The 22,120-nt window shown below is 53.9% G+C and carries 20 protein-coding genes and 1 other annotated feature; of the genes, 6 read left to right on the top strand and 14 right to left on the bottom strand.

What is annotated here, in order from left to right:
- Window positions 1-32: 32 nt before the first annotated feature.
- From thrC to yjjY, 5 genes are all read right to left on the bottom strand, one after another.
- Entirely contained in the window at window positions 33-1,319 is a 1,287-nt protein-coding gene (thrC, locus tag VH187_RS00645; protein ID WP_329699568.1) for a threonine synthase, read from the bottom strand.
- 3 nt (window positions 1,320-1,322) lie between these two features.
- Complete coding sequence (thrB, locus tag VH187_RS00640) at window positions 1,323-2,252, bottom strand: homoserine kinase (protein ID WP_329699567.1); 930 nt, start codon at window positions 2,250-2,252, stop codon at window positions 1,323-1,325.
- A gap of 1 nt (window position 2,253) precedes the next feature.
- Window positions 2,254-4,716 (bottom strand): bifunctional aspartate kinase/homoserine dehydrogenase I, encoded by a 2,463-nt coding sequence (gene thrA / locus VH187_RS00635; RefSeq protein ID WP_329699566.1) that lies wholly within the window; start codon window positions 4,714-4,716, stop codon window positions 2,254-2,256.
- Between the two features lie 25 nt (window positions 4,717-4,741).
- Window positions 4,742-4,858 (bottom strand) — a sequence feature (Thr leader region).
- A 216-nt stretch (window positions 4,859-5,074) separates the two neighbouring features.
- Window positions 5,075-5,761: a tRNA/rRNA methyltransferase gene (locus VH187_RS00630; protein WP_329699565.1), complete on the bottom strand. Its 687-nt coding sequence runs from the start codon at window positions 5,759-5,761 to the stop codon at window positions 5,075-5,077.
- A gap of 399 nt (window positions 5,762-6,160) precedes the next feature.
- Window positions 6,161-6,301, bottom strand: a complete 141-nt coding sequence (yjjY, locus tag VH187_RS00625) for a YjjY family protein (RefSeq protein ID WP_001541509.1) — start codon at window positions 6,299-6,301, stop codon at window positions 6,161-6,163.
- 96 nt (window positions 6,302-6,397) lie between these two features.
- Here yjjY and arcA point away from each other — a divergent pair, with 96 nt between their 5' ends.
- Window positions 6,398-7,114, top strand: coding sequence for a two-component system response regulator ArcA (arcA, locus tag VH187_RS00620; protein WP_329699564.1), 717 nt, complete (start codon window positions 6,398-6,400; stop codon window positions 7,112-7,114).
- Window positions 7,115-7,175: 61 nt separating this feature from the next.
- Here the strand turns inward: arcA and creA are convergent, their stop codons facing one another.
- Complete coding sequence (creA, locus tag VH187_RS00615) at window positions 7,176-7,649, bottom strand: protein CreA (protein WP_329699563.1); 474 nt, start codon at window positions 7,647-7,649, stop codon at window positions 7,176-7,178.
- Between the two features lie 207 nt (window positions 7,650-7,856).
- Here creA and robA point away from each other — a divergent pair, with 207 nt between their 5' ends.
- Complete coding sequence (robA, locus tag VH187_RS00610) at window positions 7,857-8,726, top strand: MDR efflux pump AcrAB transcriptional activator RobA (RefSeq protein WP_329699562.1); 870 nt, start codon at window positions 7,857-7,859, stop codon at window positions 8,724-8,726.
- Here robA and gpmB read toward each other — a convergent pair.
- Entirely contained in the window at window positions 8,723-9,370 is a 648-nt protein-coding gene (gpmB, locus tag VH187_RS00605) for a 2,3-diphosphoglycerate-dependent phosphoglycerate mutase GpmB (protein ID WP_329699561.1), read from the bottom strand. The two genes, robA and gpmB, sit on opposite strands and share 4 nt — an antisense overlap.
- A 52-nt stretch (window positions 9,371-9,422) precedes the next feature.
- Between gpmB and yjjX the strand changes: the two genes are divergently transcribed.
- Window positions 9,423-9,938 (top strand): inosine/xanthosine triphosphatase, encoded by a 516-nt coding sequence (gene yjjX / locus VH187_RS00600; RefSeq protein ID WP_329699560.1) that lies wholly within the window; start codon window positions 9,423-9,425, stop codon window positions 9,936-9,938.
- Here yjjX and trpR read toward each other — a convergent pair.
- Together trpR and sltY are read right to left on the bottom strand one after the other, a co-directional pair.
- Entirely contained in the window at window positions 9,929-10,258 is a 330-nt protein-coding gene (gene trpR, locus VH187_RS00595) for a trp operon repressor (protein WP_329699559.1), read from the bottom strand. The two genes, yjjX and trpR, sit on opposite strands and share 10 nt — an antisense overlap.
- 89 nt (window positions 10,259-10,347) lie before the next feature.
- Window positions 10,348-12,285, bottom strand: coding sequence for a murein transglycosylase (gene sltY, locus VH187_RS00590; RefSeq protein WP_329699558.1), 1,938 nt, complete (start codon window positions 12,283-12,285; stop codon window positions 10,348-10,350).
- 256 nt (window positions 12,286-12,541) lie between these two features.
- Between sltY and ettA the strand changes: the two genes are divergently transcribed.
- Entirely contained in the window at window positions 12,542-14,209 is a 1,668-nt protein-coding gene (gene ettA, locus VH187_RS00585; protein ID WP_329699557.1) for an energy-dependent translational throttle protein EttA, read from the top strand.
- A 62-nt stretch (window positions 14,210-14,271) separates the two neighbouring features.
- Here ettA and nadR read toward each other — a convergent pair whose 3' ends face one another.
- The 3 genes from nadR to serB form a co-directional block, all read right to left on the bottom strand.
- On the bottom strand, window positions 14,272-15,504 hold the full coding sequence (gene nadR / locus VH187_RS00580) for a multifunctional transcriptional regulator/nicotinamide-nucleotide adenylyltransferase/ribosylnicotinamide kinase NadR (RefSeq protein WP_329699556.1): 1,233 nt from the start codon (window positions 15,502-15,504) through the stop codon (window positions 14,272-14,274).
- Between the two features lie 180 nt (window positions 15,505-15,684).
- A complete protein-coding gene (gene radA / locus VH187_RS00575) occupies window positions 15,685-17,067 on the bottom strand; it encodes a DNA repair protein RadA (protein ID WP_329699555.1) in 1,383 nt (460 codons plus the stop codon).
- A 9-nt stretch (window positions 17,068-17,076) separates the two neighbouring features.
- Window positions 17,077-18,048 carry a phosphoserine phosphatase gene (gene serB, locus VH187_RS00570; protein WP_329699554.1) on the bottom strand — a complete coding sequence of 324 codons (972 nt, stop codon included), beginning with the start codon at window positions 18,046-18,048 and terminating at the stop codon, window positions 17,077-17,079.
- Window positions 18,049-18,151: 103 nt separating this feature from the next.
- Here serB and VH187_RS00565 point away from each other — a divergent pair, with 103 nt between their 5' ends.
- Window positions 18,152-18,799, top strand: a complete 648-nt coding sequence (locus VH187_RS00565; protein ID WP_329699553.1) for a YtjB family periplasmic protein — start codon at window positions 18,152-18,154, stop codon at window positions 18,797-18,799.
- 36 nt (window positions 18,800-18,835) lie between these two features.
- Window positions 18,836-19,852, top strand: a complete 1,017-nt coding sequence (gene lplA, locus VH187_RS00560; RefSeq protein WP_329699552.1) for a lipoate--protein ligase — start codon at window positions 18,836-18,838, stop codon at window positions 19,850-19,852.
- On the opposite strand, the gene yjjJ is transcribed toward lplA, so the two are convergent.
- Together yjjJ and deoD are read right to left on the bottom strand one after the other, a co-directional pair.
- Window positions 19,853-21,178, bottom strand: coding sequence for a type II toxin-antitoxin system HipA family toxin YjjJ (gene yjjJ, locus VH187_RS00555; RefSeq protein WP_329699551.1), 1,326 nt, complete (start codon window positions 21,176-21,178; stop codon window positions 19,853-19,855).
- A gap of 148 nt (window positions 21,179-21,326) precedes the next feature.
- On the bottom strand, window positions 21,327-22,049 hold the full coding sequence (gene deoD, locus VH187_RS00550; protein WP_329699550.1) for a purine-nucleoside phosphorylase: 723 nt from the start codon (window positions 22,047-22,049) through the stop codon (window positions 21,327-21,329).
- Window positions 22,050-22,120 lie beyond the last annotated feature (71 nt).

Genomic DNA, 22,120 nt, shown 5'->3' with positions numbered 1-22,120 from the left:
CCATCCGGCTCTTTGTAGAAGAGAAAGTTAAGTTATGCCTTTGCCATCATCAGCTTACGTAACTCGGCAAAATCGGCTGGTAGATGTGCCGACAGCAGCGGCAGATCTGCACGATCAGCCAGCTCTTTTGGCAGAGACAGCTGGGTCTCAAGAATCGCCTCTACGCTTTCCTTGAATTTTGCCGGGTGCGCGGTGCCGAGGAACAGGCCGTACTCGCCCGGATTCAGCTGGTCGCGCAACGCGCGATAAGCTACTGCCGCATGAGGTTCAGAGGTATAGCCGATTTCCTGCAACTCACGCATAGTCGCTTTGGTGGTGTCATCATCCACCGCCGCGTAACCCAGTTCGTTAAGACGCCATACTTTGCGGCGGAACAGTTCTTCCACGCGCGGCCAGTTATTCGGCTGACTGACGTCCATAGCGTTAGAAAGCGTGGCCTGCGTCGATTTCGGTTTCCAGCTGCCTTCCTGCAAGAAGCGCGGTACGGTGTCGTTGGCATTGGTCGCGGCGATAAAACGCTTCACCGGCAGGCCGAGCGATTTCGCCAGCAGGCCCGCCGTTAAATCACCAAAATTGCCGCTTGGCACAGAAATCACCAGCTGATTACGCGCGTCCTGTGGCAGTTGCGCCACCGCTTCGAAGTAGTAGCAAATCTGCGCCAGAAGGCGGCTGATGTTGATAGAGTTCGCGGAGTTCAGCCCTAACGCCATTTTCAGCTCTTCGTCATCAAACGCCTGTTTCACCAGCGCCTGACAAGCATCAAAGTCACCGTCGATAGCCACGGTTTCAATGTTGCCGCCGAGGGTACAGAACAGTTTTTCCTGCAACGGGCTGATTTTGCCATTCGGATAAAGGATCACCACACGCACATTCTTCAAACCGTAAAACGCGTGCGCAACCGCCGCACCGGTATCACCAGAAGTCGCGGTCAAAATGGTGACGGGCTTTTCACCGCTGATAAGCGTCAGCATTTGCGCCATGAAACGGCCGCCGAAATCTTTAAACGCCAGCGTTGGGCCGTGGAACAACTCCAGGCAACCCACGTCATCCAGCACAGGTTTAACGGGAGCCGGGAAAGCAAACGCTGCACGAACGCGTGATTCCAGTTCCTGCGGGGCAATTTCATCGCCGATAAACGCCGACAAAATTTTGGCGCTACGGGTCACGAAATCCATTTTCAGCAGTTCGTCGATTTCGGTCAGGCTGAATTCCGGCAGGTCGTGCGGAAAGAACAGCCCCTGATTTTTACCCAAACCTTGCGTGATGGCCTGCGCGAAGCTGACCTGTTCATTATGATCTTTTAAGTTATACAGTTTCATCGGTTATCCCACTACGCGAGCGCCCGCCGTATCCAGCCGGCAAATATGAACGAAGCCTTCCTGATTTTGCAGATAGTGTTTACTGAGCCAGTCTGCGACTCGTTGTGCAGTTTCCGGGTTATCGCACAGAGCGAACATGGTCGGGCCAGAACCCGAAATGCCACTCGCCAGCGCACCGATTTCGGCGACAGCCTGACGCGCTTCGCCAAACCCTGGCAGCAGCTTGGTGCGATACGGTTCCGCAATCACATCTTTCATCAGCTTTGCCGCAAGCTCGGGCTGGCGGCTATAGCAGGCATGAATAAAACCGGCCAAATGGCGACCGTGCGCAATGCAATCCTGACGGCGATACTGCGCCGGTAAGATAGCGCGCGCTTCAGCGGTCGACACTTTAATGCCCGGATACGCCAGCACCCACAGCCACTCATCAAAGGCCGGAATTTGCTGACTGATAATGCCGTTTTCTTCCAGCATCAACTGGATGCCGCCGAGGAAACACGGCGCGACGTTATCGTAATGCACGCTTCCCGAGATGCGCCCTTCCAGTTCGCCCATCAATGACAGCATTTTGCTGTCATTCAACGGTTTGCCACAGTATTCATTCATCGCCACTAAAGCGGCAACCACCGAGCAGGCGCTTGAGCCAAGCCCGGAACCAATGGGCATGTTCTTTTCGAGGGTCATCGCGACGGGCACCGTTTTGCCAATTTCCTGGCAGAAGCGTTCCCAGCACTGGTAAACAATGTTTTCGCGCGGCTCAGTCGGCAGCTTGCTGGCGAAATGGCCGACGTTTTTCAGGCTGAACACGTCAGCCGCGACCACTTCCACGTTATCGCCCAGCAGCGTGCCGTCTACCGGCGCAACGGCCGCGCCGAGCACATCAAACCCAACGCTCATATTGGCGCTGGACGCCGGGGCATAGACCTTAACCATCTTAAACTCCTAACTTCCAGGACAGGGTGCGCAGCAGGTCGGCAAACACGCCTGCAGCGGTCACATCGTTGCCCGCGCCGTAACCGCGAAGGACCAGCGGTAGCGGCTGATAATAGTGGCTGTAGAAAGCCAGCGCGTTCTCGCCGTTTTTCACTTTGAACAACGGATCGTTGCCATCAACTTCGGCAATTTTCACGCGACACACACCGTCATCTTCAATATTACCGACGTAACGCAGCACTTTGCCTTCGTCACGGGCTTTGGCAACACGCGCGGCAAACTCGTCGTCGAGCTGCGGCAGGCGCGCCATGAAACTTTCGATATCGCCGCTGTCGTCAAAGTGATTCGGCAGAACGGATTCCACCACGATATCGCTCAGTTCCAGATGACGACCCGTTTCACGGGCGAGGATCAAGAGCTTACGCGCTACGTCCATACCAGAAAGATCGTCACGCGGATCTGGCTCGGTATACCCCATTTCACGCGCCATGCCGGTCGCCTGCGACAGACTCATGCCCTCGTCCAGCTTGCCGAAAATAAACGATAGGGATCCCGAAAGAATGCCGGAGAATTTCTGCAACTCATCACCTGCGTTCAACAGGTTTTGCAGGTTCTCGATGACCGGTAAACCCGCACCGACGTTGGTGTCGTACAGGAATTTACGACGCGAACCTGCTGCCGCCTGACGTAGCTCGTGATAGTAGTTCATCGACGAAGTGTTCGCTTTTTTATTCGGCGTCACCACATGGAAGCCTTCACGCAGGAAATCGGCGTACTGATCTGCTACCGCCTGATTGGAGGTACAGTCGACGATCACCGGGTTCAGCAGGTGATACTCTTTCGCCAGACGGATCAAGCGGCCCAGGTTGAACGGCTCTTTAGCTTCTGCCAGTTCGCTTTTCCAGTCTTCCAGGCTGAGTCCATGGACGTTGGTCAGCAAGGCGCGTGAGTTCGCCACGCCGCACACACGCAGGTCGATATGCTTATTCTTGAGCCAGGTTTGCTGACGCTTAAGCTGTTCCAGTAGCGCCCCGCCGACACCGCCGACGCCAATCACAAAGACCTCAATCACCTGGTCGGTATTGAACAACATCTGATGGGTGACGCGTACGCCAGTGGTGGCGTCATCATTGCTCACCACAACAGAAATAGAACGTTCAGATGAGCCCTGAGCAATCGCCACGATGTTGATGTTGGCGCGGGCAAGTGCTGCAAAGAATTTCGCCGAGATGCCACGCAGCGTGCGCATACCATCGCCGACGACGGAGATGATCGCCAGGCGCTCCATGATCGACAGCGGTTCCAGCAACCCTTCTTTCAATTCGAGGTAAAACTCATCTTCCATCGCCCTTTTCGCACGCGCACTGTCGCTTTGCGGCACGCAGAAACTGATGCTGTATTCGGAAGAAGATTGGGTAATTAGCACCACCGAAATTCCGGCGCGAGACATGGTGGCGAACACACGCGCCGCCATGCCGACCATGCCTTTCATCCCCGGTCCGGAGACGTTAAACATCGCCATATTGTTCAGATTGGAGATGCCCTTCACCGCCAGACCGTCTTCGTTGTGGCTGGCGCCAATTAAGGTGCCCGGTGCTTGCGGATTACCGGTGTTTTTGATCAGGCATGGGATCTGGAACTGCGCGATAGGTGCGATGGTGCGCGGGTGCAGCACTTTCGCGCCGAAATAGGAAAGCTCCATCGCTTCCTGATAGGACATCGATTTTAACAGGCGCGCATCCGGCACCTGGCGCGGATCACAGGTATAAACCCCATCGACGTCGGTCCAGATTTCACAGCAGTCAGCACGCAGACACGCAGCCAGCACGGCGGCGGAATAGTCGGAACCGTTACGCCCCAGCACCACAAGCTCGCCTCTGTCGTTACCGGCCGTAAAGCCCGCCATCAACACCATGTGGTCTGATGGAATCTGGCTCGCGGCAATCCGACGGGTGGACTCCGCAATATCAACGGTAGATTCGAGGTAATGGCCGACGGCCAGCAGCTTCTCAACGGGATCGATAACGCTGACTTTATGGCTCCGAGCTTCAAGCAAGCCAGCCATGATCGCAATCGACAACTTCTCGCCGCGACAAATCAGGCTCGCGTTAACCCCGTCCGGACATTGTCCGAGCAGGCTGACACCATGCAGAACATGCTTAATCTGCGCAAATTCTTGTTCAACAAAGGCTTTAAGTTGGGTGTGAGGAAAACCAGGCTGAAGCTCGGCCAGTCCCTGAAGCAGCTCTGTGAAAATACGTTCGGCATCGGCGATATTCGGGAGTGCATCCTGACCGCCGATGGTTTTCTCAATCATCGCGACCAGATGGTTGGTGATTTTAGCCGGGGCAGAGAGCACAGTGGCTACCTGCCCCTGCCTGGCATTGCTTTCCAGAATATCGGCAACCCGCAGAAAACGTTCTGCATTTGCCACTGATGTACCGCCGAACTTCAAGACTCGCATGGTTGTTACCTCGTTACCTTTGGTCGAAAAAAAAGCCCGCACTGTTCAGGTGCGGGCTTTTTTCTTTTTTCCTGTACGCGTCAGCCCGCACCGATACCTGTGGTAATGGTGGTGGTAATAATTGTTGTCATGCGGCTGATGCGAATCATGGATGTTGTGTGCTCTGTCATTTTAATTGTCTGTCGTCTGTCTCTATTGGTTAAAGTATTCGCCTTGTTAAGTCAACGAATTTTTACTTTTACCGCTAATTGTCACACCATTAGGCTCCCCCGTTTTCCGGGAGATCGCCACCGCGCATTACCTGGTGATAACACTTATTACAGAGTATTCACCCACAACCAAAATCAATAGCAGCAGGTTAGTCGGCAATATTTTTTTCGATATCATGCAGTAATCGGTGCAACATTGCAGTGTCACGCTGGCCAAGAACCCCGATTCGTTGTTGCAACCAGTCAGCCAATTTCACGTCATCCGCCACCTGTAACCTGGCAAGTAACGCCATTATCCTGGCGCGTAATGCCTGAAGCTGATTTTCGTTATTTTCAGGGTTCAAAACCGCAGGCGTTTGCATCAGGGCCGAGAGCTGATAACAAAACACCATCACGGCCTGGCCGAGATTCAGCGATGGATAGTCCGCCACCATAGGAACACCCGTGAGAATGTCAGCAAGTGCCAGCTCATCATTGGTCAGTCCGGAGTCTTCACGACCAAACACCAGCGCGGCATGGCCCATCCACTGCGATTTTTCCTGGAGGATTGGCACCAGTTCCTGGGGCGTCGCATAGTAATGGAAGCGAGCACGACTGCGGGCAGTGGTCGCAACGGTAAAATCAACATCGTGCAATGCGTCAGCAAGTGTCGGGAATGTTTTGATATTTTCAAGTATGTCACCGGAGCCATGTGCGACCCACTGCGCCGCGGATTCCCGATGCGCCTGGCTGTCGACAATTCGCATTTCTGTGAACCCCATGGTCTTCATTGCCCGGGCCGCAGCACCGATATTTTCAGCTCTGGCTGGTGAAACCAGCACGATTGATAAGCGCATGTTTCCTTCTCTTTTTTACTCTGCAACCGCCGCAATGTGACGTTCATCATCATATTGCGCGTCGCGAATTTACTTAATTGCAACAAAAAACGCTGAAATGCCGTTTCATAACACATCAATAAGACTAAACTATCACCCAAGAATCATCCTGGAGCATATGTTAACAGAATCGACATATCTCACTGTTATAGTAAGATATTCTAAATAAACCTGGCCTTCATCTTTTGGATTCATTCTGCTTATCAGTTCATTCAGGCAATCACTTGAGATGTTTAAAGATTGTGACAAACGCTAGCATTTAGATGCAGGGATTTCACAAGACTGTTAACGTGCTACAATTGAACTTGATATATGTCAACGAAGCGTAGTTTTATTGGGTGTCAGCCGTCTCTGAGCCTGTTATGTTGCTGTTAAAATGGTTAGGATGACAGCCGTTTTTGACACTGTCGGGTCCAGAGGGAAAGTACCCACGACCAAGCTAATGATGTTGTTGACGTTGATGGAAAGTGCATCAAGAACGCAATTACGTACTTTAGTCATGTTATGCCTGTCATGTTAATTTTCGACATGCAGCAGGCGGGTCAGGGACTTTTGTACTTCCTGTTTCGATTTTAGTTGGCAATTTAGGTAGCAAACATGCAGACCCCGCACATTCTTATCGTTGAAGACGAGTTGGTAACACGCAACACGTTAAAAAGTATTTTCGAAGCTGAAGGTTACGATGTGTTCGAAGCCACCGATGGCGCGGAAATGCATCAGATCCTGTCTGAAAATGATGTCAATCTGGTCATCATGGATATCAACCTGCCGGGCAAAAATGGCCTGCTGCTGGCCCGTGAGCTGCGTGAGCAAGCTAACGTCGCCCTGATGTTCCTGACCGGCCGTGATAACGAAGTGGATAAAATTCTTGGCCTGGAAATCGGCGCCGACGATTATATCACTAAGCCATTCAACCCACGTGAACTGACTATCCGTGCGCGTAACTTGCTTTCCCGTACCATGAATCTGGGTACAGTAAGCGACGAACGTCGTAGCGTGGAAAGCTACAAGTTCAACGGTTGGGAGCTGGACATCAACAGCCGTTCACTGGTTAGCCCTAACGGCGAACAGTACAAGCTGCCGCGCAGTGAATTCCGCGCGATGCTGCACTTCTGCGAAAACCCGGGCAAGATCCAATCCCGTGCAGAACTGCTGAAGAAAATGACGGGCCGTGAGCTCAAACCACACGACCGTACGGTTGACGTGACTATCCGTCGCATCCGTAAACACTTTGAATCTACGCCGGACACGCCGGAAATCATCGCCACTATCCACGGCGAAGGTTACCGTTTCTGCGGCGAACTGCAGGACTAATCGTTCCATTGCAGTCATGAAAAACGGCGCATCCGCGCCGTTTTTTTTCGCCTGTCCGTTATCAGTTCTTCCACGGCATGATAGGCACGGCGCTAATCGCATTCTTCGGCGAGCCATCGACCACTTTGTCAGAATAGGTCAGGTACACCAGCGCGTTACGTTTGTCATCGTAGAAACGCACCACCTGCAATTTCTTGAACACCAGAGAAGTCCGTTTCTGGAACACGACTTCCCCTTCCGTTTTGCCTTTTTTGATCTTATCGCTAATCTCGATCGGCCCAACTTGCTGGCATGAAATCGCCGCATCGGAGGTATCTTCCGCCAGCCCCAGCCCGCCTTTAATTCCGCCGGTTTTCGCACGACTGATGTAACACGTCACGTTCTTCACATCGGGATCATCAAAGGCTTCCACGACAATCTTATGGTCCGGGCCAATCATTTTGAAAACGGTGTCAACAGAACCGATTTGTTCTGCATGCGCTGCGCTGCCTGCCAGGGTCAGCAAAAGCGCTGCAATTAACTTGTTGTATTTCATATTGTTACCATTCTTGAAAATGACGTTAAGCGATTATTCAATAACAAAGGAGAAACTGTTTATAGATCACAGCTTTACAAAAATCATACCTGTTTTGAATGTTTTATCGCACTTTAGAGCAAAAAAAACACTGAATGCTAAAACATCAAAAAGTGCTATTATCCGCTACCCTAGTTACAGGCACCTGCGAAAGGATGAGGACATTATATGGATCAGGCTGGGATAATTCGCGATCTTCTTAGCTGGCTTGAAGGGCATCTTGATCAACCTTTATCACTGGATAACGTGGCGGCAAAAGCGGGTTATTCCAAGTGGCATTTGCAAAGGATGTTCAAGGACGTCACCGGTCACGCTATTGGTGCCTATATTCGTGCTCGTCGCCTGTCTAAGTCTGCTGTAGCACTGCGCCTGACTGCGCGCCCAATTCTGGATATTGCCCTGCAATACCGTTTTGATTCTCAGCAAACCTTTACCCGTGCATTCAAAAAGCAGTTTAACCTGACGCCCGCGCTTTATCGTCGCTCGCCGGATTGGAGTTCATTCGGTATGCGCCCACCGCTGCGTCTGGGTGAATTCACGATGCCAAAATACGAATTCATCACCATGCCAGAGACACAACTGGTCGGTGTCACGCAGAGCTACACCTGTAAACTGGAAGAAATTTCTGAGTTCCGTCAGCAGATGCGTGGTCAATTCTGGCGTGACTTCCTCGGCAATTCGCCGTCGATTCCACCGATGCTTTATGGCCTGCATGAACCACGTCCAAGCCTCGAACGCGACGATGAGCAGGAAGTGCTGTACACCACGGCCCTGACGCCAGAAATGGCTAACGGTCATCTGCAGGATGCGCACCCGGTGAAACTCGAAGGCGGCGAATACGTGATGTTCAGCTATGAAGGGCTGGGAAGCGGGCTGCAAGAGTTTGTGCTGACCGTATACGGCACCTGCATGCCTATGCTGAGCCTGACCCGTCGTAAGGGCCAGGACATCGAACGTTTCTTCCCGCAGAAAGATGCGATAAATCAGGAACCGCCAATTCAGTTGCGCTGCGAGTACCTGATTCCTATTCGTCGCTAGCGCTGCAGTTCATCTAACGCAGGGGCGTCCAGATGTGTGACGTCGCCTGCGGTTTCAACAATCCAGCCAGGCGCCAGCCACGGGCTTTGTTGGTAATCCACTCGCGAAATTGAGCAGTTACGTAAACGCAGACGCCGTTCGGCATAAGCGGGCAATCCAAGAATTGTGCTCACCAGACACCCTAACGCCATGCCGTGACTGACCAGCAGCGGGCGGCTGCCCTCCGGCAATTCCAGACAATCCTTCAGCGCCGCGTTCATACGGTCACCCAATTCTTGCATCGACTCGCCTTCCGGAATGCGTCCGTCTTCTGTCCCGTTCACCAGCGTACGCCGCCAGCCTTCTTCCTCTTCAGTCAGCGAATCGATCAGACGGCGTTCAAGCACGCCCATATCGAGCTCACGCAATCGCGGATCATACGTCACGCTGCAACCGCAGGCTTGGGCGATGATGTCAGCCGTGCGGCGCGTGCGCCCCAGGTCACTGGCAATAATATGCGTGATGCCGAGCGCTTTAACACGCGCCCCCACTTGCCAGGCCTGCTGCTCACCTTTTTCGGTAAGCGGACTGTCGGACTGACCCTGAATACGTCGCTCGGCGTTCCACTGCGTTTCACCGTGGCGAACAAGGTATACCTGTAACATGCTTTTTTTCCGTTATACTGCGATGATAATTTTTTTCGTAAGTGTACTGATTATGCACAAGGTTGTCTCAGCTACCACCAATCCCGCCAAAATTAAGGCGATTCTGCAGGCTTTTGAAGAGATCTTCGGCGAAGGATCCTGCCATATTGACGCCGTTTCCGTCGAGAGTGGCGTACCGGAACAGCCCTTTGGAAATGAGGAAACGCGCGCTGGCGCACGGAATCGGGTCCAGAATGTCCGTCTTGTCAGACCAGATGCCGACTTTTGGGTGGCCATTGAAGCCGGAATTGATGAGGGCAGCACATTCAGTTGGGTGGTGATTGAAACGCGTGAACAGCGCGGTGAAGCTCGCTCGGCAACGCTGCCGCTTCCGGCAGTGATCCTCGAACGCGTACGCGCAGGTGATGCGCTCGGCCCGGTGATGTCGCACTACACAGGCATTGATGAAATTGGGCGTAAAGAAGGCGCAATCGGCGTGTTCACTGCGGGAAAACTCACCCGCAGCAGTGTTTATCATCAGGCCGTGATCTTAGCCCTAAGTCCTTTCCACAACGCGATTTATCGGTGAGTTTCTGGCAGCGTCTGCTCCAGCCACTGGCGCAGTTCAGCAGGCGCTGATTTCAGACTGTTTGACCCACGGGTGATCGTCGCAATGCCCGCACCCAGCTCGCTTTTCAGCTCGCGCTGGCTCATTTCGCCCCGCAACAACTCTTCGATAATCCGCACTCGTGTGCCAAGCGCTTCGCGCTCGTCCGGGGTCATCATCAGATTCAAAAGCGGCAGATGCAAATCAGAGGCAAAAGCCTGACGCATTAGCTCGACAAAGCGTAGCCACTCCTGGTGACGCTGTTCCGCATTTGCGGCTGAGTAAGGGGATTGTTGAGTCATATTACGTCACCGTGTTATGGGCGGACGGCACAAGGCCATCCGCCGAATGTACTCTTTAGCGAGTACAAGCATAACATACTCTCAGCGGATCAGTAACGCTGCTTCCATTCTTCGTCGGTGAGGATCTGCGTCTTATCGCCCATGAAATAGCGGTAATAGGCGTCGTATGCCAGCACGTTCTTCACATAACCGCGCGTTTCAGAAAACGGTATGCTTTCAACAAACGCCGCGGCATCGATTTTCCCTGCGCTATTGCCCTGCCAGGTTTTTACCCGACCCGGACCGGCGTTATACGCAGCCGAAGCATAAATGCGGTTATTACCGAACTGCTGATAGACATATTGCAAGTAACTGGTGCCGATGTTGATGTTCGTTTCCGGATCAAGCAGCTGACTGGCGCTGTTATAGCCTGGAATAGAGAACATCTTCACCGTGTGCGTCGCGGTGCCCGGCATGATTTGCATCAGCCCTGTGGCCCCAACGGGTGAGCGCACCTTCGGATTCCAGGCACTTTCCTGACGAGCAATCGCCATGGCGTAACTTTTGCTGATACCTTTGTCGCTGGTGTAGCGCACGAACAGATCTTTATAGGCCAGCGGGAAACGCTCTTCGAGATTATTCCAGAGTTTACCGGAAATCGTGGCCTGCACGCTGAGATCCCACCAGTCCTGATCGAACGCATATTTCGCCAGTTGGGCTTGCTCGTTGCGGGTACGACTACTGACCAGATTGGCCCACTCGTTACGCGCGCTATTATCAAAATTCCAGTACATCAGTTCACGAACGCGGGCCATTTCCGGGCCGTTAACCAGTAAAGGCGCAACGGTGCCCTCCGGCTTCTCAACGCGAATAGAATAATCTTCACCCAGGCGCTGTGCGGCAACCATTGGGTAAAAACCGCGTTCTTGCATCAGTGAATGCAGGATATCTTTCGCTTCCTGGTCACGCCCACGCTCCATCAGCAGATCGGCCTGCCAATAGCGCCACTCATCTTTGTCTTTCGCGTCCATCGGCAATCGCGCAAGCCAGGTATTCAACCCATGGCGATCGCCATTGCCAATCGCCATACGTACACGGCGTTCCACCAGCGAGGTTGAGTTCGAACGCATGATCGCATCATCACGCCAGCTCGCCTGTTCATCCGTCACATCAGAGCCCATCAGACGCCAGGCAACGGTATCGCGAAGCTCCTGCGTTTGCTCTTCATTGAGTTTTTGCGCCTGCACCAGCTGCGGGATCAGTAAACGGGCATTTTCTACGTCCTGACGCGCCACACTGCTGAACGCAACGGCCGCCATCTGGCGAGTGAAATCCGTCGCGCCGGTCGTTTGTGCGAAGCTCAGCACGCTGTTCGGATTGTTCGCAAGGCTTACCACCGCTGCAGAAATGGTTTCATAATCTGACGGCATCTGGCTCGCAAGCGCCGTCACCAGGCGAGTATTCCCGGCCTGCATTGCCAGGCGAATACGTTCGAGATACGCCAGCGGATCCTGAGTGCCGGACGCACGCCATGCGCTGAACAATTTGTCACAGGCATTCGGGCGATTTTTACCTGTCAGCCAGAGATCCTTCGCACCAGCCCACGCGTCCTGAGTCTGACCCACGCTGTATTTCGCATAGTAATAATTACATTGCGCTTCGACGGTAGCCGGTTTATCCGGGCTGAATGCCAGCAGGCCACGCCAGTCTTCGCGGCGAGCCAGTTCGTTCACAAAGCGGTTTTTCAGCGTACGCGCGGGGGGCAGCGTCGGATTGGCCTGCACGAATTGTGTAACGCTGATCGCGGGTTCATTCATCAGGTCATCGGTGAGCTGACGATATTCGAGGTAGGGATAGAGTGGGTAGTCTTTCAGCGTCGGCATCAGTTGGTCAACAACATCCATCTGACGGTTATCCCACGCCTGTTTAATCTGGGCATAGCGACTGCGTTGTTCATCCAGTGAATCGGCGTGCACCGCACTGCTGACCGTCAGCAGGCAAACGCCAGCAGCCAAAAGGCGCCACGTCATGGGTTTAGCATTTTCCACATGCGCTCCTTAAAAAATTGTGCCAATGCAGCATCATGCCGCGTAAAAAAGCCGTGTCCGGTAAATATCTTTCTATCCCGATGGTTAGCGGCCACAGCCTCTCTTCATGCTAACCAGACAACCGGAATTACGCCACGTTGCGGACACTTTTTTACCTTTATTGCTATCACGATCGCCTGGCTGTGATTAGCGAGTGAAAAAGGCTACACTTCGCCTTTGACTCCTTTTCATCAAAATAAAAGAGGCGAAGTCCAACGTGGCTCAATTCGTTTATACCATGCATCGCGTCGGGAAAGTGGTTCCGCCGAAGCGTCATATTCTGAAAAACATCTCTCTGAGCTTCTTCCCTGGCGCAAAAATCGGTGTTCTCGGCCTGAATGGCTCAGGTAAATCCACCCTATTGCGCATCATGGCCGGTATTGATACCGACATCGAAGGGGAAGCACGCCCGCAGCCAGGCACCAAAATTGGTTACCTGCCGCAGGAGCCGCAGCTGAATCCGGAACACACCGTCCGTGAATCCGTCGAAGAAGCCGTTGCCGAAGTGGTTAACGCGCTGAAAGGCCTCGACGAAGTGTATGCGCTGTATGCCGAACCGGATGCCGACTTCGACAAACTGGCGGCCCAGCAGGGTAAATACGAAGAGATTATCCAGGCGCACGATGGTCACAACCTGAACGTGCAACTGGAACGCGCTGCCGATGCACTGCGTCTGCCGGAGTGGGATGCGAAAATCGCAACCCTGTCCGGGGGTGAACGCCGCCGCGTAGCACTCTGCCGTCTGCTGTTAGAAAAACCAGACATGCTGTTGCTCGACGAACCAACGAACCACCTGGATGCGGAATCCGTAGCCTGGCTGGAACGCTTCCTGCACGACTTCGAAGGGACCGTTGTGGCGATTACCCACGACCGTTACTTCCTCGATAACGTCGCAGGTTGGATCCTCGAACTGGACCGCGGCGAAGGTATTCCGTGGGAAGGTAACTATTCCTCCTGGCTTGAGCAAAAAGATCAGCGTCTGGCGCAGGAAGCTTCTCAGGAAGCCGCTCGTCGTAAATCGATTGAGAAAGAGCTGGAGTGGGTACGTCAGGGCGCGAAAGGCCGTCAGTCTAAGGGCAAAGCCCGTCTGGCACGCTTTGAAGAACTTAACAGCACCGACTACCAGAAGCGTAACGAAACCAACGAACTGTTTATTCCACCTGGACCACGTCTGGGCGATAAAGTCGTTGAAGTCAGCAATCTGAGCAAAGCTTACGGCGACCGTGTGCTTATCGACAACCTCTCCTTCGCAGTACCGAAGGGCGCAATTGTCGGGATTATCGGTCCGAACGGCGCAGGTAAATCCACGCTGTTCCGCATGATGTCCGGTCAGGAGCAGCCAAACGGCGGCACCATTGAACTCGGCGAAACAGTGAAACTGGCCTCTGTGGATCAGTTCCGTGATGCCATGGATAACAGCAAAACCGTGTGGGAAGAAGTTTCCGGCGGGCTGGATATCATGAAGGTCGGCAACACCGAAATGCCTAGCCGTGCTTACGTGGGCCGCTTCAACTTCAAAGGCACTGACCAGGGCAAACGCGTAGGCGAACTGTCCGGTGGTGAACGTGGTCGTCTGCATCTGGCGAAACTGCTACAGGTTGGCGGCAACATGCTGCTGCTCGATGAACCGACGAACGACCTGGATATCGAAACCCTGCGCGCGCTGGAAAACGCCCTGCTGGAGTTCCCAGGCTGCGCGATGGTTATCTCGCACGACCGTTGGTTCCTTGACCGTATCGCCACTCACATTCTGGATTACCAGGATGAAGGCAAAGTGGAATTCTTCGAAGGTAACTTTACCGAGTACGAAGAATACAAGAAACGCACCCTCGGCGCCGACGCGCTGGAGCCGAAGCGTATCAAGTACAAACGCATCACCAAGTAACAAAAAGCCCGGCAGTGTGCCGGGCCTGAAAGCGTTAAAGCCGGGTTCGCCCGGTTTTTTATTTAACCCTGTTCACCCATCATCTGCTTCACCAGCTCAACGCAGCGCAGGAAACGGGCGTCGTAATCCGATTCTTCGACGTGAACATACTCAATGTTGTTCTCTTTGAGCATATCCACCAGCATGGTCTGGAACTCTTTTCGGTCGACAGAACTGCCAAGACTGCGCAAACCATCTGCCACCCATGGGGTGTTATTTTCCAGCACGATGACCAAATCAAAACGGTATTCGTCGATCAACGCCTGTACAAACGGGTGTTCGCGGCCTTCATACTTCTTACAGAACGCCTGAGTGGTGACAAAATCCGTATCGATAAACGCCACTTTATTGGCATATTTTACCGCAAAATCAATGTACTGCGCGTGACCCAATGCGATTTTGTCATAGTCGGAATACTGCAACGCCATTTCGTCGCCGCCGAGATGGGAGAAGACGTAATCCCGCCCATATTCCCAGGCACTGGTAGTGTTGAAGATGTTGGCGAGTTTGTTCACCATCGTCGATTTGCCGCTGGATTCACCGCCGAGGATAGCTACCGTGCGCACGAAGAACGGTTTTACTTCCGTGGGGATGTATTCCCAGTAGCGCGACGGGTTCTCACGAATTTGCCCGCCGCTGATGTTCATAAACGTACGCTGCGGATCGATAAGCACGGTTTCGGTGCCAAGATGCTCGCGGAACTGCGGCGCATCGGCCTCTTCGGACGTGTAAATGGTGTTCGGCTCAATGCCCTTCTCTTCCATGAACGCCTTGATGCCGTTGCTCCAGACATCCCAGCCGTGCGGATACGGCTCCATGCCCTCTTCGTTAAAGGCATGAATGCGAATGTTTTTTTGGTATTTGAAGGTTTGCAACAGCCAGCGCAGGCGGTCCGAAACGGTTGGCTGTTGTGACATGGCACTGTCTTCAAATAGCGCCCGATCGCGCGTGTCATCGTAGCCCATAATGATGTGCAGCTCGTCCACCTGGCTGCCTGCGCGCTGGATCAGATAAATATGCCCGGTGTGCAGCGGGTAGAATTTACCGAACACCACACCCACATTTTTCTGGCGACGTGGAAACTCCAGCCCCAGAAAACGGTGCAGCGCTTCGAGCTTCTGCGCGCTTGGGCTTTTGATTTTGGCGTTCAATAACTGGCTGAGGTAGCCCTTGGTCATCCCGCTGGCGTCCGCCACCTGCTGCAACGTGCAGCCCTTCTGACGAATCGCGGTTTTAATGTAATCGAATGATGACAAAGGAGCCTCCTGCAAAAAAATATTCCCGGAATAGCCGGGCCAATAGACGAAATCCCCTATGGATTTCTGGTGGCAGGAAGGCGGCAAGTGAACGAATCCCGATGAGCTTAGTTCACTAAGTGATTCGGGTGAGAGAGTGCCGCCAACGCACCTGCCGCCAGAAAGACGACGGGGATTTGATTATAATTCGTCAAAGACATTTAGCGCATCCGAAAGCTTCTTCACGCCAAACACCTTCATTCCTTCGGGAAGTTTTTTTGGCACGTTGGCGGCAGGGACGATAGCCCGTTTAAAACCGTGCTTGGCGGCTTCAGAGATACGTTCCTGGCCGCTCGGCACCGGGCGAATCTCACCGGAAAGCCCCACTTCGCCAAACACCACCATATCCTGCGGTAACGGTCTGTCGCGCAGGCTGGAGACCATAGCCAGCAGCAGCGCCAGGTCGGCGCTGGTTTCGGTGACCTTCACGCCGCCGACCACGTTAACAAACACGTCCTGATCGAACATTTGCAAGCCGCCGTGACGATGCAAAACCGCCAGCAGAATCGACAGACGGTTTTGCTCAAGCCCAACCGCCACGCGCCGCGGATTGCCCATCATCGACTGATCGACCAGCGCCTGGATTTCCACCAGCAACGGACGCGTGCCTTCCCAGACCACCATCACCGAACTACCGGACGTCACTTCATCGCCACGACTCAGGAAAATGGCTGACGGGTTGCTGACTTCGCGCAAACCCTGCTCGGTCATGGCGAACACGCCGAGTTCGTTCACCGCGCCAAAACGGTTTTTATGGCTGCGCAGCGTGCGGAAGCGGGAATCCGCATCGCCATCCAACAGTACGGAACAGTCGATACAGTGCTCCAGCACTTTTGGGCCAGCCAGCGATCCGTCTTTGGTGACGTGACCGACCATGATGATTGCGACGCCGCGCGTTTTAGCAAAGCGCGTCAGATAGGCCGCGCTCTCGCGCACCTGCGCCACGCTACCGGGCGACGACTGGACATCCGCCATGTGCATCACCTGGATAGAGTCGATAACCATCAGCTTCGGCTGCTCTTCTTCCGCAATCTGGCAAATCTGCTCGATGCTGGTTTCAGAGAGCATATTCAGATTGTTTGCGGGCAGGCCGAGACGATGTGCGCGCATTGCCACTTGCTGTAAAGACTCTTCGCCAGTGACGTACAGGGTTTTCATCTGCTCGCTGAGTTTGCACAACACTTGCAGCAACAGCGTGGATTTCCCTGCACCCGGGTTACCACCAATCAGGATGGCGCTCCCCGGCACCACACCGCCGCCAAGTACGCGGTCAAATTCTTTAAAACCGGAGGAAAAGCGCGGCAATTCTTCCAGGCTAATCTCAGAAAGTTTCTGAACTTTTGAGCCGCCAGCGCCGCCAGCATAACCGGTCAGACGTTCATTGCGCGCCACGGTTGGCGAAGCGGCAATGCGCATTTCGGTAATGGTGTTCCAGGCATGACAGGCGCTGCACTGTCCCTGCCATCGCGGGTAATCCGCGCCACACTCGTTACAGACAAACGCGCGTTTGGGTGCTTTCGCCACAATAACCTCTTACTTTTGATTCAGGCTGCCGGAGAGAATGCAGAACACGCCCATCAGGTCAGCGTGACGGATGGTAATTTCCGTCTGCTCGTTAACTTTCGGTTTGGCATGATACGCAATGCCCAGCCCCGCCGCTTTGATCATCGGCAGATCGTTCGCACCGTCGCCAATCGCAACGGTCTGCGCCGCAGGAATTTCATAGGTTTCCGCCAGACGTTTCAGGGTGTTGGCTTTAAATTTAGCATCGACGATATCGCCGATAACTTCCCCTGTCAGCACACCGTCGCGGATTTCAAGTTCGTTAGCTACAGCCGCCGTAAGATGCAGTTTGTCACGCAGATAATCGGCAAAGAACGTAAACCCGCCGGAGGCAATCGCCACTTTCCAGCCTAAGGTTTCCAGTTTCAACACCAGTTGAGTCAGACCCGGCATCAACGGCAGCGTGTCACGCACCTGACGCAGAATATTCGCATCAGCGCCTTTAAGCGTGGCGACGCGTTGACGCAGGCTGGCGGTGAAGTCAAGCTCACCGCGCATCGCGCGCTCGGTCACCTCAGAAACCATCTCACCCGTTCCGGCGAGTTTGGCAATTTCATCGATGCATTCGATTTGAATCGCCGTCGAGTCCATGTCCATCACCAGCAGCCCTGGCGTGCGCAGGTGCGGAATTTTGCCCAGCGGCGCGACATCCAGCCCATCGTCGTGCGCCAGACGCGTCGCACGTGGCGTCAGTGACCCCGCGAGGCGAATAACCTGATAATCTTCCACACACCACGCGGCAACAATTACCATCGCTGCACCCAGCTTGTGCTGATAATCGGTCAGGCGTTGCTTATCGAGGCGACGGCCATACAGCAGCCAGCCGCTGCGTCCGGCGTGGTAATCCAGCGGCATGACCTCATCGCCGCTTAGGGAAAGCGGCAGCCCAGGCCATAAGGAGACATCGTCGGGCAGGTCGCACCAGGTCAGACTGTTCGGCATTACAGCTCCAGTAATCGAGATTTGGGCAGGAAAATAACGCATGAGGCTACCCTGTATCCAGCGCTTCTGGCAACATTAAGCTGCAAATTTTCAAAGGTGGAATATGGTTCGCGCAAAACTGAAATTTCGGCTGCATCGTGCCGTGATCGTTCTTATCTGTCTCGCCCTGCTGGTTGCCTTGATGCAAGGGGCTTCGTGGTTCAGTCAAAGCCACCAGCGGCAGCGTAATCCGCAGATGGAAGAACTGGCCCGCATACTCGCTCATCAGGTCACGCTGAACCTTGCCCCATTTATGCGTTCAGAAACGCCTGATGAAAAGAAAATCAAACAGTTGCTGACACAACTGACCACCAACAGTCGACTGCTGGACGCAAGTGTTTACGACGAGCAAGGCGATCTTATTACCGCTGCCGGTGAAAGCGTTGATGTACGTGACCGGCTGGCGCTGGATGGCAAAAAAGCCGGGGGATATTTTAATAAGCAGATCGTTGAACCCATTCAGGGGCGAAATGAACCGCTGGGATATCTGCGCCTGACACTCGACACCCATACGCTGGCGACAGAAGCTAAGCAAGTGGATAACACCACCAACATTCTGCGTCTTATGTTACTGCTTTCATTGGCTATCGGGATGGTATTAACCCGTACCCTGTTGCAGGGGAAACGCACGCGTTGGCAGCAATCGCCGTTCTTGCTGACCGCCAGCAAATCCGTGCCGGAAGAGGATGAAGGCGAAACGAAAGATAAGTGATAAATTAGATGAATCATTAAAGAAAGGAAATCTGCTATGTCGACGCTGCGTCTGCTTATCTCTGATTCATACGACCCCTGGTTCAATCTGGCGGTGGAAGAGTGCATTTTCCGCCAGATGCCTGCCACTCAACGGGTGCTGTTTTTGTGGCGCAATGCCGATACGGTGGTCATAGGACGGGCGCAGAACCCGTGGAAAGAGTGCAACACGCGGCGCATGGAAGAAGACAATGTGCGCCTCGCCCGCCGTAGCAGCGGCGGCGGTGCGGTTTTCCATGACCTCGGCAACACCTGTTTTACCTTTATGGCAGGCAAGCCCGAATACGATAAAACCATCTCTACTGACATTGTACTCACCGCGCTGAACTCACTCGGCGTGACGGCAGAAGCGTCCGGACGTAACGATCTGGTGGTGAAAACGCCAGAAGGCGATCGCAAAGTGTCAGGATCCGCTTATCGTGAAACGATGGATCGCGGCTTTCATCACGGCACGCTGCTGCTGAATGCCGATCTGAGCCGCCTGGCAAATTATCTGAATCCGGACAAGAAAAAGCTGCAGGCAAAAGGTATTACTTCGGTGCGCGGTCGTGTCGCGAATCTGACAGAATTGCTGCCTGACATCACCCACGAAAAAATCTGCGAAGCCGTCACCGAAGCCTTTTTCACCCATTACGGCGAACGCGTTGAAGCGGAAGTGATTTCCCCGGACAAAACGCCAGACCTGCCGAATTTCGCGGAAACCTTTGCTCGCCAGAGCAGTTGGGAATGGAACTTCGGACAAGCCCCGGCTTTCTCACATTTGCTTGATGAGCGCTTTACCTGGGGCGGCGTCGAGTTGCATTTCGACGTCGAGAAAGGTCATATCACGCGCACGCAAGTGTTCACCGATAGCCTGAACCCTGCCCCGCTCGAAGCGCTGGCGGCGCGTTTACAGGGCTGTGTGTATCGCGCAGACGTACTGCAGCAGGCATGTGAAGCGTTGATAGTAGACTTCCCGCAGCAGGAAACGGAACTGCGAGAGCTATCAGCGTGGATTGCGCAGGCGGTGCGTTGATCAGGCGAGCCGGGCAATCACCGGCTCTATCGTGACGAGTTGCGCCTGCATTTCGCGGGCTATTGCGCGAAACGCCGCGCTGATGCGCATGTCTGAAGCTATCAGTTGCCAGAATTGATGGGCTTGCTCATAAGCAAATAGCCAGGCTTCACGGCTAACCAGTGGCTCAACTTTCAGCGCAACACTTTCTTCACGCATCGCCCCCGCACTCGTCGGCGAAAAGGCCATCGGCAGCATGTCGTAGACAGGCGTCAACGCCAGCGGTGCGTCCGACAGATAGAAAGATAAATTGCCTGCATGCATATCGCTGTTGGCAATAAGACGGCCAAACGCCCACACTTTTTCTACTTTCTGCACCGTTTCGTGAGTCACCTGCTTTTGCTTCTCAAGTACGGTAAGCGCCTGCGGCCATGAGCCGGCTGCGCCAAACTCACTCTGCACCACTTCCAGGGAAACTAACGCCTTTCTCCCAGCGATGCCGCGACAGTCGAAGCGCTTTGACTCCAGGAAAACCTGCCCGCTTTCTGCTTGTAGCACCTGCGCCTGACTGGAGGCAATTCCGGCCCGTCTTAAAACCGCCAGCGCAACGGATTCCGCTATCAGTAAATCGCCCCACCGCTGAGTCACAACACCGGGCTGTGGCGCCGTGAACTTCACCAGCAGGTGTTCCGCCTTTCCGGCGGTTTCGGCCAGACAAGTAAATTTGGGCTGCTCACCACCAGCGGACGACCCAACAATCTCGCCCGCCAGCGCATTTCGCGCTAACCCGGCGTACGCTTTGAGTTTATCGGCTTCTGTAATCGGTTCGGGCGCGGCATTTTGCAGCCACTGCTGATAGCCCGACGCCCCTATTATCCACCCGCCCTGATTCTCGCCGCTGAACAGGGAAAGGGCATAAATAATAACGTCTTCCTGCCACAAACGAATATCGTCGGGAAGCGCCAACTGAGCCGCTAATCGTCTTCCCCATGCTCGACCCAGAAACCCCTGAGGCCGCAGATCGTTCAGATACCAGGGCAGGCCGTCAAACCACTGCCATTCGCCATTATTGAGCGCAACCAAACAGCTACCGCGTGGCCAACAGGGATACAACACGCCAAATTTCCACGCTTTTCCATCGTCATCAACTTGCCACAACGGGAACTCACTGATGCCGCGCACAGGACGTAGCAGCGCATAACGCGTCGCGCGCGCTTTGCCAAACTGAACAATTTGCGCCTCAGTCTTCACCAGACGTGAAAACGTCGCCTGACTGATGTTCAGGTGCTGTCGAAGTTCAGGTGCCGGACGTGGCCCTTTCAGCAGAAGATCGGTTAATGCGCTCATCAATGAATAGATTCGTGAATAGATACTTGAATACTTTTATAGCGCTATTTTGTTGGATATTAAAGAGAAGAATAACGTTTTGGCGGGATAGATGAATAGATACTTTGAAGGTGGTCAGGCGACCAGCGTCGCCTGACGTTAACAACACTTACTCTTTGTCGCCCAGCAGAACGGATTCCAGCGCGATTTTGATCATGTCGTTGAAGGTGGTCTGACGTTCAGCGGCAGAAGTCTGCTCGTGAGTACGGATATGGTCAGACACGGTGCAGATGGTCAGCGCTTTCGCACCAAACTCAGCGGCAACACCGTAGATACCCGCCGCTTCCATTTCCACGCCCAGGATGCCGTACTTTTCCATGACGTCGAACATTTCGCCGCCGTCCGGAGAGTAGAACAGGTCAGCAGAGAAGATGTTACCGACGCGCGCATCAACACCCAGCGCTTTTGCTGCATCAACCGCGTTACGCACCATGCCGAAGTCAGCAATCGCTGCGAAATCGTGATCTTTGAAACGCATACGGTTCACTTTGGAATCGGTGCAAGCACCCATGCCGATAACCACATCGCGCAGTTTTACGTCCATGCGCACTGCGCCGCAGGAACCCACACGGATGATTTTCTTCACGCCAAAATCGGTGATCAGCTCTTTGGTGTAGATGGAGCTGGACGGGATACCCATGCCGTGGCCCATCACAGAAATTTTACGGCCTTTATAAATACCGGTAAAACCCAACATGCCGCGCACGTTGTTCACTTCGCGAACGTCTTCGAGGAAAGTCTCTGCAATATGCTTTGCACGCAGCGGATCGCCTGGCATCAGTACGACGTCAGCGAAATCACCCATTTCTGCGTTAATGTGTGGAGTAGCCATCAAGATATCCTTTTTATGTTTATGCTTCGGGTCATGAACCCAGTCTACTTAACCGTAGGCCCGGCAAGCTT

It is taken from the genome of Scandinavium sp. (assembly GCF_036271055.1).
GTDB lineage: Bacteria > Pseudomonadota > Gammaproteobacteria > Enterobacterales > Enterobacteriaceae > Scandinavium.
The sequence above is the reverse complement of the archived record's forward strand: the minus strand, read 5'-3'. Positions and strand labels throughout refer to the sequence as shown.

Coding starts and splice junctions, on each gene's coding strand:
- lplA (WP_329699552.1), top strand. CDS start 18,836: ATGTCGACGCTGCGTCTGCTTATCTCTGATTCATACGACCCCTGGTTC.
- deoD (WP_329699550.1), bottom strand. CDS start 22,049: ATGGCTACTCCACACATTAACGCAGAAATGGGTGATTTCGCTGACGTC.
- VH187_RS00565 (WP_329699553.1), top strand. CDS start 18,152: ATGGTTCGCGCAAAACTGAAATTTCGGCTGCATCGTGCCGTGATCGTT.
- arcA (WP_329699564.1), top strand. CDS start 6,398: ATGCAGACCCCGCACATTCTTATCGTTGAAGACGAGTTGGTAACACGC.
- yjjX (WP_329699560.1), top strand. CDS start 9,423: ATGCACAAGGTTGTCTCAGCTACCACCAATCCCGCCAAAATTAAGGCG.
- trpR (WP_329699559.1), bottom strand. CDS start 10,258: ATGACTCAACAATCCCCTTACTCAGCCGCAAATGCGGAACAGCGTCAC.
- yjjJ (WP_329699551.1), bottom strand. CDS start 21,178: ATGAGCGCATTAACCGATCTTCTGCTGAAAGGGCCACGTCCGGCACCT.
- yjjY (WP_001541509.1), bottom strand. CDS start 6,301: ATGACTAAAGTACGTAATTGCGTTCTTGATGCACTTTCCATCAACGTC.
- serB (WP_329699554.1), bottom strand. CDS start 18,048: ATGCCGAACAGTCTGACCTGGTGCGACCTGCCCGACGATGTCTCCTTA.
- thrC (WP_329699568.1), bottom strand. CDS start 1,319: ATGAAACTGTATAACTTAAAAGATCATAATGAACAGGTCAGCTTCGCG.
- thrB (WP_329699567.1), bottom strand. CDS start 2,252: ATGGTTAAGGTCTATGCCCCGGCGTCCAGCGCCAATATGAGCGTTGGG.
- gpmB (WP_329699561.1), bottom strand. CDS start 9,370: ATGTTACAGGTATACCTTGTTCGCCACGGTGAAACGCAGTGGAACGCC.
- creA (WP_329699563.1), bottom strand. CDS start 7,649: ATGAAATACAACAAGTTAATTGCAGCGCTTTTGCTGACCCTGGCAGGC.
- VH187_RS00630 (WP_329699565.1), bottom strand. CDS start 5,761: ATGCGCTTATCAATCGTGCTGGTTTCACCAGCCAGAGCTGAAAATATC.
- robA (WP_329699562.1), top strand. CDS start 7,857: ATGGATCAGGCTGGGATAATTCGCGATCTTCTTAGCTGGCTTGAAGGG.
- thrA (WP_329699566.1), bottom strand. CDS start 4,716: ATGCGAGTCTTGAAGTTCGGCGGTACATCAGTGGCAAATGCAGAACGT.